The following is a 13,866-nucleotide window of genomic DNA, read 5'->3' as shown; positions in this document are numbered from 1 at the left end:
ATAAACGGAATGATATCTCGCGTAAAGGTCGTTTGTTGACTCGCCATTGTGACGCTACAACTAAAGGCCTGCCCGGTCGCGAAAAAGCGTCCGCACACATTCAGTTTTTTGCTTGAGGAGTGACCCATGGTTGCCGCATTGCTTGATCGTCTAGGTGTGAACCCGGCCCTTTATCAGAACGGCAAAGTGCCGGTGCATTCGCCGATCGACGGCAGCCGTATCGCTGCGGTCAACTGGGAAGGCCCGGCCGAAGTCGAGCAGCACATCAGTCGCGCAGATCATGCGTTCGAGCAATGGCGCAAGGTGCCGGCCCCGCGTCGCGGTGAGCTGGTGCGTCAGTTTGGTGAGGTGTTGCGCGAATACAAAACCGACCTCGGCGAACTGGTTTCCTGGGAGGCGGGCAAGATTACTCAGGAAGGTCTGGGTGAAGTGCAGGAGATGATCGACATCTGCGATTTCGCCGTCGGCCTGTCCCGTCAGTTGTACGGTTTGACCATCGCCTCCGAGCGCCCAGGCCACCACATGCGTGAAACCTGGCATCCGCTGGGCGTGGTCGGGGTGATCAGCGCGTTCAACTTCCCGGTTGCGGTGTGGGCGTGGAATACCACGCTGGCGCTGGTCTGCGGCAACCCGGTGGTGTGGAAACCGTCGGAGAAAACCCCGCTGACCGCACTGGCCTGTCAGGCACTATTCGACCGCGTGGTGAAGAACTTCACCGATGCCCCGGCGAACCTTTGCCAAGTGATTATTGGTGGCCGCGACGCCGGCGAAGCGCTGGTCGATGACCCGCGTGTTGCCCTGATCAGCGCCACCGGCAGCACACGCATGGGCCGCGAAGTGGCGCCGAAAGTCGCCGCACGTTTTGCCCGCAGCATCCTCGAGCTGGGCGGTAACAACGCGATGATCCTCGGCCCAAGCGCCGATCTGGACATGGCGGTACGTGCGATTCTGTTCAGCGCCGTCGGTACTGCCGGGCAGCGTTGCACCACCCTGCGTCGACTGATTGCCCATGAGTCGGTGAAGGAAGAAATCGTCACCCGTCTCAAGGCCGCCTACTCGAAAGTGCGCATCGGCAATCCGCTGGAAGGCAATCTAGTCGGTCCGCTGATCGACAAGCACAGCTTCGAAAATATGCAGGACGCGCTGGAGCAGGCGTTGAGCGAGGGTGGTCGGGTGTTCGGTGGCAAGCGTCAGCTCGAAGACCAATTCCCCAATGCCTATTACGTTTCGCCGGCCATCGTTGAAATGCCGGAGCAAAGTGATGTGGTCTGCAGCGAAACCTTCGCACCGATTCTGTATGTGGTCGGTTACAGCGATTTCCAGGAAGCGCTGCGCTTGAACAACGCGGTGCCACAAGGTTTGTCGTCGTGCATCTTCACCACCGATGTGCGCGAGGCCGAGCAGTTCATGTCGGCGGTTGGCAGCGACTGCGGCATCGCCAATGTCAACATCGGCCCGAGCGGTGCGGAAATTGGCGGCGCGTTTGGTGGCGAGAAAGAAACCGGTGGCGGGCGTGAGTCCGGCTCGGATGCATGGCGCGCATACATGCGCCGTCAGACCAACACCGTGAATTATTCGCTGGAGTTGCCGCTGGCGCAGGGCATCACATTCGATTAAGCAGCAGCGAGCCTCAAGCCCCAAGCTACAAGCAGATCGGCTTGCTGCTTGTAGCTTAAAGCTTGCAGCTGCTCCGACAGGAGCTTGGCAATGCCGTTACGCGAAGAGTGTCTGTGGGAAAAGCTCACGCCGCAAAGGCCGGATAACACCGCGCTCAAAGGCGAAGTCAAAGTCGATGTCTGCGTGATCGGCGCCGGGTTCACCGGATTGTCGGCGGCGCTGCATCTGTTGGAAAAAGGCAAAAGCGTCTGCGTGCTGGAAGCTCATCGCGCCGGTCATGGCGGTTCCGGCCGCAACGTCGGGCTGGTCAACGCCGGCATGTGGATCCCGCCGGACGAGATCGAAGCCGGTTTCGGCGAAGCGGTGGGCAGTCAGCTCAATCGTATGCTCGGGGCCGCGCCGGCGCTGGTGTTCAGCCTTGTGGATAAATACAACATCGATTGCCAGTTGCGCCGCGAAGGCACGTTGCACATGGCGCACAACGCCAAGGGTGAGGCGGATCTGCGCAGTCGTGAACAGCAATGGAAACGCCGAGGTGCGCCGGTAGAATTGCTCACCGGCAAGGCATGCGAACAGGCCACCGGCACGCAAAAAATCGCCGCTGCGTTGCTCGACGGTCGCGCTGGCACGCTCAATCCGATGGCTTACGTCACCGGGCTGGCCAACGCGGTGAAAGATCTCGGTGGGCAAATGTTCGATCATTCGCCGGTCACTCGCCTTGAGCGTCAGGGCGCGAACTGGTCAGTGCAGACCGAGCATGGTTCGGTACTGGCCGAGCAAGTGGTGATCGCTTCCAACGCCTACACCGAAGGCGACTGGACCGAACTCAAGCGCAACTTCTTTCCCGGTTACTACTATCAGGTCGCCTCGGTGCCGCTCACCGAAGACGCCGCGCAGGAAATCCTCCCGGGCGGGCAGGGCTCGTGGGATACGCGTCAGGTCCTGAGCAGCATCCGCCGCGACAAAGAAGGGCGGTTATTGCTGGGTAGCCTGGGCAACGGCAATCAGAAACCGACGTGGTTTCTCAAGGCCTGGGCCGATCGCGTGCAGCAGCACTATTTCCCCAATCTGAAGCCGGTCGAATGGGAGTGCACCTGGACCGGGCGCATCGCATTCACCCCCGATCACCTCATGCGCCTGTTCGAACCGGCGCCGGGACTGGTGGCCGTCACCGGTTATAACGGCCGGGGCGTCACGACTGGCACCGTGGTCGGCAAAGCCTTCGCCGATTACTTGTGTCACGGCGACCCTCAAGCTTTGCCGATTCCCTTTGCACCGATGCAGCCCTTGGCGGGTGTGGGCTTGCGCAGTTGTTTGTATGAGGCCGGGTTCTCGCTGTATCACGCGGGCCAGTGCCTGCGCATCGTGATTTGAGTGTTGAAATATGTTGCCGGAAGCGGCGCTTTTCGATGCAGCGACTAGCCTGTAATGGTGCGGGTTGTAGCAGTCCCGCACCAGCAGTGTGCAGTTCGGTGACGCGGGCTGTTACAGGCTGGTTGCACGTCGTTTGGCGCCGCGGTTGCAATGATGGCGCGTGCGGGTTGCGCCGGAAAAAATAATTGGTTTCACCTTCCGCGGTTTAGACGGTTGCACGCCCAATGAAAATGGGAACGAAACAGTCGAAATAACAAGAAAGCAGCGACTTTTTGAAGAATAAAAAACCGATGGCACGGCCCTTGCTCTGAGCATTCAGTGAAGTGAAGTCGCAGTGCCAACTAAAAAAAACCTTGGAGCACCACCTCATGTCCCAGACGTTTTACAAGAAAGGCTTTCTGGCCCTCGCAGTGGCTACTGCGTTGGGTGTTTCTGCGTTTGCTCAAGCTGATGTGAAAATCGGTGTAGCGGGTCCAATGACTGGCGCCAACGCGGCATTTGGCGAGCAGTACATGAAGGGTGCACAGGCAGCGGCTGACGCGGTGAACGCGGCTGGCGGTGTCAACGGGGAAAAAATCGTACTGGTCAAGGGCGATGACGCCTGCGAGCCGAAACAGGCCGTGACGGTCGCCAAGGACCTCACCAACCAGAAAGTCGCCGGCGTGGTCGGTCACTTCTGCTCCTCTTCGACCATTCCAGCGTCGGAAATCTACGACGAAGCCGGGATCATCGCGATCACCCCGGGTTCGACCAACCCGCAAGTCACCGAGCGCGGTCTCAGCGCCATGTTCCGTATGTGCGGGCGTGACGACCAGCAAGGCATTGTGGCTGGTGACTACATCGTCGACGTGCTCAAGGGCAAGAAAGTCGTCGTGCTGCACGACAAGGACACCTACGGCCAAGGCCTGGCGGATGCCACCAAGGCGCAACTGGTCAAGCGCGGCGTGACGCCTGTGTTGTACGAAGGCCTGACCCGTGGCGAAAAAGACTTTAGCACCATCGTCACCAAGATCCGTGGCGCCGGCGCCGACGTCGTCTACTTCGGCGGTCTGCACCCGGAGGCCGGCCCGCTGGTTCGCCAACTGCGTGAACAAGGCCTGAAAGACGTCAAGTTCATGTCCGATGACGGCATCGTGACTGACGAACTGGTGACCACCGCCGGTGGCCCGCAATTCACCGATGGCGTGCTGATGACCTTCGGCGCCGACCCGCGTCTGTTGCCTGAGAGCAAGACCGTAGTGGACGCATTCCGCAAGGCCGGTACCGAGCCTGAGGGCTACACCCTGTACGCCTACGCTTCGGTGCAGACCTTGGCTGCCGCGTTCAATGGCGCGAAGTCCAACAAGGGCGAAGAGGCTGCGGCCTGGCTGAAGAAAAATCCGGTGAAAACCGTGATGGGCGAAAAAACCTGGGATTCCAAGGGCGACCTGAAAGTCTCCGACTACGTGGTTTACCAGTGGGACAAGGACGGCAAATATCACCAGCTGGAAAAACAGAAGTAAGGGCTGACGCGATCAGTTAACCCACGATCCCTTTGTAGGAGTGAGCCTGCTCGCGATGACGGAGTTACAGGCAACACATGTGTTGAATGTTAAACCGCTATCGCGAGCAGGCTCACTCCTACAGGAGCGGTGGTAACTGGTAAATCGCGCTCTGACATTGCTCCGACGTAAATCTGTATTTTTCCTAGAAGAGCCGCACACCACCGGTGTGCAGGTTCTCACTGCGTGAGATTGCGTTATGGATGGTATTTTCCTGCAGCAACTGGTCAACGGCCTGACCCTCGGGTCGGTCTATGGCCTGATCGCCATCGGCTACACAATGGTCTACGGCATCATCGGCATGATCAACTTCGCCCACGGCGAGGTTTACATGATTTCTGCTTATCTGGCGGCAATCAGTCTGGCTCTGCTGGCTTACTTCGGTATCGAATCTTTCCCGCTGCTGATGCTCGGCACACTGATCTTCACCATCGTCGTCACGGCGGTGTATGGCTGGGTCATTGAACGAGTCGCCTACAAACCCCTGCGCAACTCCACCCGACTGGCACCGCTGATCAGCGCCATCGGTATTTCCCTGATCCTGCAAAACTACGCACAGATCGCACAAGGCGCCAAACAACAGGGCGTGCCAACCCTGCTGAGCGGTGCGTGGCGCGTCGACATCGGCACGGGCTTCGTGCAACTGACCTACACCAAAGTCTTCATTCTGGTGGCCGCATTCGTCGGCATGGGCCTGCTGACCTACATCATCAAGTACACCAAGCTCGGACGCATGTGCCGTGCGACCCAGCAAGACCGCAAGATGGCTTCGATCCTCGGCATCAATACCGATCGGGTCATTTCCTATGTGTTCATCATCGGTGCAGCCATGGCGGCGCTGGCCGGCGTGCTGATCACCATGAACTACGGCACTTTCGACTTCTATGCCGGCTTCATTATCGGCATCAAGGCGTTCACCGCGGCGGTGCTAGGCGGGATCGGTTCACTGCCCGGAGCAATGCTCGGCGGGATCATCCTCGGCATTTCCGAGTCGCTGTTCTCCGGTCTGGTCAACTCCGACTACAAAGACGTGTTCAGCTTCTCGCTGCTCGTACTTGTTCTGGTCTTCCGGCCGCAGGGCCTGTTGGGCCGTCCTCTTGTGTCGAAGGTGTAAGCGATGTCTTCAACCACTCAAAAATCCATCGATATCAAAAAAAGCCTGGTTGAGGCGATTCTTGCCGGCCTGATTGCCCTGATCGTTTTCGGCCCGATTGTCGGCGTGGTGCTCGAGGGTTACAGCTTCAACCTCGAGCCGACCCGTGTGGCCTGGATCATCGGCATTGTCATGATTGGCCGCTTTGCCCTCAGCCTGTTCCTGCAAACGCCCAAGGGCCTGAAAATTCTCGACGGATTCGAGAGCACCGGCTCTGGTGTGCACGTGCTGCCTGCCGATCACAAATCCTCGCTGCGCTGGATCATCCCGCTGCTGATTGTGCTGGCCGTCATCGTGCCGTTTGTCTCCAACTCCTATCTGCTGGGCGTGGTCATCCTCGGGTTGATCTATGTGCTGCTGGGGCTGGGGCTGAACATTGTGGTCGGTCTGGCCGGTCTGCTCGACCTTGGTTATGTGGCGTTCTACGCCATCGGTGCCTACGGTCTGGCGCTCGGTTATCAGTATCTCGGTCTGGGTTTCTGGACGGTGTTGCCGCTGGCGGCGATCACCGCTGGGCTGGCCGGCTGCATCCTCGGCTTCCCGGTGTTGCGTCTGCACGGCGACTATCTGGCAATCGTGACTCTGGGCTTTGGTGAAATCATTCGCCTGGTCCTCAACAACTGGTTGTCGCTGACCGGCGGCCCGAACGGCATGCCGGCGCCACTGCCGACGTTCTTCGGTCTGGAGTTCGGCAAACGGGCGAAGGATGGCGGGGTGCCGTTTCACGAGTTTTTCGGCATCGCCTACAACCCGGACGTGAAGTACTACTTCATCTACGCGGTACTTTTCCTCGTGGTGCTGGCCGTGCTGTACATCAAGCATCGTCTGGTGAAGATGCCGGTCGGCCGCGCTTGGGAAGCTCTGCGTGAAGATGAAATCGCCTGCCGCTCGATGGGCCTCAACCACGTGCTGGTCAAGCTCTCGGCGTTCACCATCGGTGCGTCGACCGCAGGTCTGGCCGGGGTGTTCTTCGCCACCTACCAAGGCTTCGTCAACCCGACCTCGTTCACCTTCTTCGAATCGGCGCTGATCCTCGCCATCGTCGTCCTCGGCGGCATGGGCTCGACCATCGGTGTGGTAATCGCCGCGTTTGTGTTGACCGTCGCCCCGGAATTGCTGCGCGGCTTCGCCGAATATCGCGTGCTGCTGTTCGGCATCCTGATGGTGTTGATGATGATCTGGCGACCACGCGGGCTGATTCGCATCAGCCGTACCGGGGTCACTCCACGCAAAGGTGCCATTCACTATGAGAGGACTGCGCCATGAGTGAAGTCGTACTCTCTGTTGAAAAACTGATGATGCATTTCGGTGGCATCAAGGCCTTGAGTGATGTCAGCCTGAAGGTCAAACGCAACTCGATCTTCGCCTTGATCGGCCCCAACGGCGCCGGCAAGACCACGGTGTTCAACTGCCTGACCGGGTTCTACAAGGCTTCCGGCGGCAAGATCGAACTCAACGTACGCGGCCAGCAGACCAACGTCATCCAGTTGCTGGGCGAGTCGTTCAAGCCGACGGATTTTGTCTCACCGAAATCTTTCCTCAGCCGCATGTACTACAAGATGTTCGGCGGCACGCACCTGGTAAACCGTGCTGGCCTGGCGCGGACATTCCAGAACATTCGCCTGTTCAAGGAAATGTCGGTGCTGGAAAACCTGTTGGTGGCCCAGCACATGTGGGTCAACCGCAACATGCTCGCCGGTATTCTCAACACCAAGGGCTACCGCAAGGCGGAGAGCGACGCGCTGGACGTGGCGTTCTACTGGCTGGAGGTGGTCGATCTGGTCGACTGCGCCAACCGTCTCGCCGGTGAGCTCTCGTACGGCCAGCAACGCCGTCTGGAGATCGCCCGGGCCATGTGCACGCGGCCGCAGATCATCTGCCTCGACGAACCGGCCGCCGGCCTCAACCCTCAGGAAACCGAAGCGCTCAGCGCGATGATCCGGCTGCTGCGCGACGAGCACGATCTGACCGTGGTGCTGATCGAACACGACATGGGCATGGTTATGAGCATTTCCGACCACATCGTGGTGCTGGACCACGGCATCGTCATCGCCGAAGGCGGGCCTGAAGCCATTCGCAACGACCCGAAAGTGATTGCCGCCTACCTGGGCGCCGACGAAGAGGAGCTGGTATGACCCAACCGATCCTCGAACTCAAAGATCTCGATGTCTTTTATGGCCCGATCCAGGCGCTCAAAGGTGTTTCACTGCAGATCAACGAAGGGGAAACCGTCAGCCTGATCGGCTCCAACGGTGCCGGTAAATCAACGTTGCTGATGTCGATCTTCGGTCAGCCACGGGCGGCGAGCGGGCAGATTCTCTATCAAGGCGTCGACATTACCCACAAGTCTTCGCACTACATCGCCTCCAACGGCATTGCGCAGTCGCCGGAAGGGCGGCGGGTATTCCCCGACATGACCGTCGAGGAAAACCTGCTGATGGGCACGATCCCGATTGGCGACAAGTACGCCAAAGAGGACATGCAGCGTATGTTTACGTTGTTTCCACGGCTGGAAGAGCGACGTAACCAACGGGCGATGACCATGTCTGGTGGTGAACAGCAAATGCTCGCCATTGCCCGGGCGTTGATGAGCCGACCAAAGTTGTTGCTGCTCGATGAGCCGAGCCTGGGGTTGGCGCCGATTGTGGTGAAGCAGATTTTCGCGACCCTGCGGGAATTGGCGAAAACCGGCATGACCATCTTCCTGGTCGAGCAGAACGCCAACCATGCGCTGAAGCTGTCTGACCGGGCGTATGTGATGGTCAACGGCGAGATTCGCCTGACGGGCACGGGTAAAGAGTTGCTGGTGAATGAGGAGGTGCGTAACGCCTATCTGGGCGGGCACTGATTCCTCGACGTTATGCACAGCCCCGGCGACGCAAGTCCCGGGGCTTTTTTATATCCTAAATTCACCGCAAACCCCTGTAGGAGTGAGCCTGCTCGCGATCGCGGTTTCCCATTCGCCATCACCGGTGACTGATATACCGCTATCGCGAGCAGGCTCACTCCTACAGTTGATCTGCGCCGGATTTCAGAATTGTGGAAAACAAATTCCCCAAGCTGCCAAAGCGCGACATATAGACGCTGCAAATGGCTGTTTTTCCACAGTTTTGACTTGTGCCCGGTTACTGTGGAGCTGGCTGTGAATAACGTGGGTGTATCTGGCTGCGCGCCACGTAAACCGTGGCCTGCAAGCGTGTGGTTGTTTTTTGGTCAGTCGTTTTTGCGGGGGTTGAAGTCTTCGTTGTCAACCTTTTTATAGAGGCGCCAGTAGCAGCGATTACCGGTTGACAAGCCTGTGGATAAGTCTGTGATTAAACTCTGGAAAGACTGCGCTGAGGGCCGTAATTACTGGCCTCGCGCAATCACTGTGCTGACTGACCAGTCGTGCAGAATGCCATCTCCCGCACATCCGCCACTTCAGGGTCAAGCAAAAAACTTTCTATTTCCCCCGCAAAGCCTTGTGTGGCGCGGCTTTGCGCGTTTGCACTTGCCCCCGGAAACTGTGGAAGGGACTGTGGATAACATGCGTGCACATGGCTACAGGCCACGGTGGCTATGGTGTTGGTGCGGTTGGTCGTTTTTTGTACAGCTTGTGGGTGTTGCCCGTGAATGCGCGGGCGGGCATGCTGCCTGCTGATTTTCTATTCCAAGGGCTGCCCCGGCGGCCGAAGCAAGGAGAACACGATGTCCAACACCCTGTTTATCACCGGCGCAACTTCCGGATTTGGTGAAGCCTGTGCCCGCCGTTTTGCCGAGGCAGGCTGGAAACTGGTGCTGACCGGTCGTCGTGAAGAACGCCTCAATGCGTTGTGTGCTGAATTGTCGAAGCAGACAGAAGTGCATGGCCTGGTGCTCGATGTGCGTGATCGCAAAGCGATGGAAGAGGCGATTGCCAATCTGCCGCCATCGTTCGCCAAGCTGCGCGGCCTGATCAACAACGCCGGTCTGGCATTGGGCGTGGACCCGGCACCGAAGTGCGATCTGGACGATTGGGACACCATGGTCGACACCAACGTCAAAGGCCTGATGTACGCAACCCGCCTGCTGCTGCCGCGCCTGATCGCCCATGGTCGTGGCGCTGGCATCGTCAACCTTGGCTCCATTGCCGGCAATTATCCGTACCCGGGCAGCCACGTGTATGGCGCGACCAAGGCGTTCGTTAAACAGTTCTCGCTGAACCTGCGTTGCGACTTGCAGGGTACCGGTGTGCGGGTCAGCAATATTGAGCCGGGGCTGTGCGAAAGCGAGTTCTCGCTGGTGCGTTTCGCTGGCGATCAGGAGCGTTACAACGCGACTTACGCCGGTGCCGAGCCGATCCAGCCGCAGGACATCGCCGAGACGATTTTCTGGGTGATGAATGCGCCGGCGCATATCAACATCAACAGCCTGGAATTGATGCCGGTGAGTCAGACCTGGGCGGGTTTTGCCATCGAGCGGAACAAGGCTTAAGACCGCGCGGAAGCCATTCGCGAGCAGGCTCGCTCCCACATTGGAATGCATTGCAATGTGGGAGCGAGCCTGCTCGCGAAGGCGGCAAATCGGCCAAAACACGGCGATAAGGTAAACTCCCCTCGTAACAACCCGACCGCACCCCGCGGTTTTCAAGGTTTTTCGAGGAGTCAAAGTGAGTAACCGAGGTGAGCAGGCACTGCTCAAACAATCGACCATTCTGATGTTGGCGGTGGCGATTGCCGGGATCGTCACCGGTTTTGTTTCAGGTTCGCAATCCATCCTGTTCGATGGTTTTTTCTCGCTGATCGCAACGTTCATCAAAGTCCTGATGCTGATCACTGCCAAGCTGATCGCCAAGCAAAGCAACCACCGCTTCCAGTTCGGTTTCTGGCATCTGGAACCGATGGTGCTGCTGATTGAGGGCAGCTTCCTGATGCTGATCGCGATCTACGCGTTTCTCAACGGCGTGTTCGGCATCATCAACGGTGGCCGCGACATCGAGTTGGGGCTGGTGATCATTTATGCCGCGGTGTTTACCGTGGTCGAATTCGCCTACTTCTTCTACGTCCGGCAGCGCAATCGCAGGCTCAAATCCAGCCTGATCCAGTTCGACAACATCAGTTGGCTGGTGGACGCGATGCTGTCCGTGGGCCTGTTGATCAGTTTCCTCGCGGCGCTGCTGCTCAAGTCCCAGGGTTATGGTCAGTGGGCGGTGTATGTCGACCCGTTGATCCTGATCGTGCTGGCGCTGACCATGCTGCCGCCGGCGTTCAAGATCCTTGGGCCGGCGCTGCGCGATGTCTTGGGGATCGCCCCGGACACGCTGGATGATCAGGTGCGACAGGTAATGGACGCGGCAAAAACCGAGCATGGTTTCGATGATTACGTGTCGTACGTGCAGAAGCACGGGCGGGCACGGTTTATCGAGATTCATGTGGTGTTGCCGGCGGATTATGCGCTGAGCAATGTCGGGCAGCTGGATGCGTTACGCGAAAAGATTTCGGCGAAGCTGGGCAAGCCGGATGCGGCGCGCTGGTTGACGATCAGCTTTACCGGGGACAAGAAGTGGATCGCCTAGCGACCGCGTAACGGCTAATCGTCGGATCGCCGCCCGGAGCAGGCTCACTCCTACATTTGGAATGCGTTCCCCCTGTAGGAGTGAGCCTGCTCGCGATAGCTATTTATCCATCAGCGAAGATATTCAGCCAGACCGTGGTAACAAGTCGCCAAGTGATACGGCGTAGTAGAAGGCATGTCCTTGCGACTCACCTCGCCCAATTCATCCCGGCACTCATGCCAGCCACCCGCATGCAGAAACCGCTGCTGCAACGCCTGCAACTGGCGCAGTACCACCGCTTCACTGCCCTGACGCAAGGTCAGCGCGCGCAGATATTCCGCCTGCGCCCAGATCCGCTGAGTCGAGTCGCGCGGGCGTCCATTCGTTTCCAGATCGAGCATCGCCCGCACCGCGCCGGATGACTGCACCACACCGTATTGCTCGGTGAAGGCAAACGCCCGATCCAGCGCCGCATGCAGTTTCGAACCGCGCAGCAACGCTGACGATTCCAGCAGGAAATACCATTCGAACTGATGCCCCGGCTCATACCAGTTATCCACAGCGCCGAGCGGCTTTTCCATCAACACGCCATCTTGCGGGTCGACGAACTGCTTGTGCATGGCTGTGCATAACTCCAGCAATGCCTGCTGCGTCTGGGCATCTTCGCGAACCGCCAGGGTGGCGAGGAACGCTTCGGCCAGATGCATCAACGGGTTTTGCAGCGGACCGGTTTGCAGGGTGATCCAGTCGCGCTCCAGGCACGCTTCGTACAAACCATCGCCGGTGGCAAAGCGCCGGCCAATGATTTCCAGCGCCGCATTCAGCGTCGACTCGACCAGCGAATCGCCGGACTTTGCCCAGTAATGCGCGCAGGCAAACAGGATAAAGGCGTGGGTGTAGAGGTCCTTGCGCTGATCCAGCGGCTTGCCTTGTGCATCGATGCTGTAGAACCAGCCGCCATGCTCGGCATCATGAAAGTACCGTTGCAGCGAGCGGAAAAGCGCCGCGGCGCGGACTTCAGCGTTATCCACAACCCCGATCAGACTGGAAAACAGATACAGCTGCCGCGCACAGGCCATCGCCCGATAGCGCTGCGGTGGCAGCGGCTGATGCGTGGCGTCCAGCGCCTCAAAGGGCAGCGCCATGTCGGCGTTCCAGCCCGGGCCTTGCCAGAGCGGCACGATCACGTCGACGAAGTGCTGTTGCACATCATCAAACAGGGCGGTCAATTCGGGCAGGGCGGTGGAGCGGGAAGCGTGGGGCATGGGCGGACGTCGTCACGGCTGGGGCGATTGCGCGACATGGTAGCAGAGAGACCGGCCTGAGCGATGTGGTGTCTGTCAGACCGCCTTCGCGAGCAGGCTCGCTCCCACAGTGGATTTGCAGCGTACACAAAACCTGTGGGAGCGAGCCTGCTCGCGAAAGTGGCAGTTCAGGCGATAGAAATCAGCCGGTCAGCAACCAGGCACCGGTCACTGCCGAAGCTGCTCCGGCCAACCGCACCAACGGTGCCGCCGCCTGAGGCAGGAAACGCACCACGGCATAACCCGCCGCATGCAGCGCTGCTGTCGCAGCCACGAAACCAGCTGCATACGCCCAAGGACTGCTCATGTCCGGTAGCTCCAAGCCATGCGCCACACCGTGGAACAACGCAAACGCCGCCGTCGCCACCACCGCCATCGCCAACGGCGGACGCACCGCCAGCGCCACCGCCAGACCCAACGCCAGCACAGACGCGGCAATCCCGCTTTCCAGCGCCGGCAATTCCAGCCCTTCAAAACCGAGCATGCCGCCAATCAACATGGTGCCGACAAACGTGCAAGGCAGCGCCCAACGCGCCGCGCCTTGCTGCTGCGCGGCCCACAAGCCAACAGCCACCATTGCCAGCAAATGGTCGAGGCCACCGATCGGGTGGCTGATGCCAGCAATCAAACCGCTGTCGCCATGCCCCGGATGAGCGAAGGCCAATGCCGGAGTCAGCAGCAGCGCCACAGCGCCAAGAATACGTTTGAGTGTCATGAATAAGCTTCCTTGTTGATCAGTGAATCAGGCTGCGGTCAGCAGGCCCTGGCGTTCGATGAAGGCGATGATTTGTTCAAGGCCCTGACCGGTTTTCTGGTTGCTGAACACGAACGGCTTGCCGTTGCGCATGCGTTTGGTGTCGCTGTCCATCATCTCCAGCGAGGCGCCCACCAGCGGCGCGAGGTCGATCTTGTTGATCACCAGCAGGTCGGATTTGCAGATCCCCGGGCCGCCCTTGCGCGGCAATTTGTCGCCCGCTGAGACGTCGATTACGTAGATGGTCAGGTCGGACAGTTCCGGGCTGAAGGTCGCCGAGAGGTTGTCACCGCCGGACTCCACCAGAATCAGGTCCAGTCCCGGAAAACGGCGGTTCAGTTGATCCACCGCTTCAAGGTTGATCGAGGCGTCTTCGCGGATCGCCGTGTGCGGGCAGCCACCGGTTTCCACGCCGATGATCCGCTCGGGGGCGAGGGCTTCGTTGCGCACCAGGAAATCGGCGTCTTCGCGGGTGTAGATATCGTTGGTGACCACGGCGAGGTTGTAGCGCTCGCGCAGGGCCAGACACAGGGCCAGGGTCAATGCGGTTTTGCCGGAACCGACCGGGCCGCCGATGCCGACGCGCAGAGGTTGTGTGTTCATGAATGTTT

At 59.3% G+C, this 13,866-nt stretch carries 12 protein-coding genes; 9 read left to right on the top strand and 3 right to left on the bottom strand.

Features of this window, described 5'->3' with window-relative positions; all coding sequences use genetic code 11:
* The first annotated feature begins 126 nt into the window (after positions 1–126).
* The 9 genes from amaB (at position 127) to ACOYXE_RS19650 (ending at position 11,218) form a co-directional block, all read left to right on the top strand.
* Complete coding sequence (gene amaB / locus ACOYXE_RS19690) at positions 127–1,617, top strand: L-piperidine-6-carboxylate dehydrogenase (protein ID WP_273915995.1); 1,491 nt, start codon at positions 127–129, stop codon at positions 1,615–1,617.
* 90 nt (positions 1,618–1,707) lie between these two features.
* Entirely contained in the window at positions 1,708–2,991 is a 1,284-nt protein-coding gene (gene amaA, locus ACOYXE_RS19685) for an L-pipecolate oxidase (RefSeq protein ID WP_160055385.1), read from the top strand.
* A 368-nt stretch (positions 2,992–3,359) separates the two neighbouring features.
* Positions 3,360–4,493, top strand: coding sequence for an ABC transporter substrate-binding protein (locus ACOYXE_RS19680; RefSeq protein WP_038360427.1), 1,134 nt, complete (start codon positions 3,360–3,362; stop codon positions 4,491–4,493).
* A 238-nt stretch (positions 4,494–4,731) separates the two neighbouring features.
* A complete protein-coding gene (locus tag ACOYXE_RS19675; RefSeq protein WP_095121858.1) occupies positions 4,732–5,646 on the top strand; it encodes an ABC transporter permease subunit in 915 nt (304 codons plus the stop codon).
* Positions 5,647–5,649: 3 nt separating this feature from the next.
* Positions 5,650–6,951, top strand: coding sequence for a high-affinity branched-chain amino acid ABC transporter permease LivM (gene livM / locus ACOYXE_RS19670; RefSeq protein ID WP_095047315.1), 1,302 nt, complete (start codon positions 5,650–5,652; stop codon positions 6,949–6,951).
* A complete protein-coding gene (locus ACOYXE_RS19665) occupies positions 6,948–7,820 on the top strand; it encodes an ABC transporter ATP-binding protein (protein WP_077570679.1) in 873 nt (290 codons plus the stop codon). The genes livM and ACOYXE_RS19665 overlap by 4 nt, the downstream gene beginning before the upstream one ends.
* Entirely contained in the window at positions 7,817–8,533 is a 717-nt protein-coding gene (locus ACOYXE_RS19660) for an ABC transporter ATP-binding protein (protein WP_038360430.1), read from the top strand. The genes ACOYXE_RS19665 and ACOYXE_RS19660 overlap by 4 nt, the downstream gene beginning before the upstream one ends.
* Positions 8,534–9,372: 839 nt before the next feature.
* Positions 9,373–10,137, top strand: a complete 765-nt coding sequence (locus ACOYXE_RS19655) for an SDR family oxidoreductase (RefSeq protein ID WP_007915905.1) — start codon at positions 9,373–9,375, stop codon at positions 10,135–10,137.
* A 175-nt stretch (positions 10,138–10,312) separates the two neighbouring features.
* Complete coding sequence (locus tag ACOYXE_RS19650) at positions 10,313–11,218, top strand: cation diffusion facilitator family transporter (RefSeq protein WP_160055389.1); 906 nt, start codon at positions 10,313–10,315, stop codon at positions 11,216–11,218.
* A 110-nt stretch (positions 11,219–11,328) separates the two neighbouring features.
* Here the strand turns inward: ACOYXE_RS19650 and ACOYXE_RS19645 are convergent, their stop codons facing one another.
* From ACOYXE_RS19645 to ureG, 3 genes are all read right to left on the bottom strand, one after another.
* A complete protein-coding gene (locus ACOYXE_RS19645) occupies positions 11,329–12,462 on the bottom strand; it encodes an AGE family epimerase/isomerase (RefSeq protein ID WP_160055391.1) in 1,134 nt (377 codons plus the stop codon).
* A gap of 181 nt (positions 12,463–12,643) precedes the next feature.
* Complete coding sequence (locus ACOYXE_RS19640; protein WP_460926473.1) at positions 12,644–13,216, bottom strand: HupE/UreJ family protein; 573 nt, start codon at positions 13,214–13,216, stop codon at positions 12,644–12,646.
* Positions 13,217–13,243: 27 nt separating this feature from the next.
* The gene (gene ureG, locus ACOYXE_RS19635) at positions 13,244–13,858 is read right to left on the bottom strand and encodes an urease accessory protein UreG (RefSeq protein WP_007915910.1); all 615 of its coding nucleotides are present in this window, start codon (positions 13,856–13,858) and stop codon (positions 13,244–13,246) included.
* Positions 13,859–13,866 lie beyond the last annotated feature (8 nt).

This window comes from Pseudomonas sp. MC6 (genome assembly GCF_054790575.1).
This window is presented reverse-complemented; position numbering and strand designations above follow the sequence as displayed.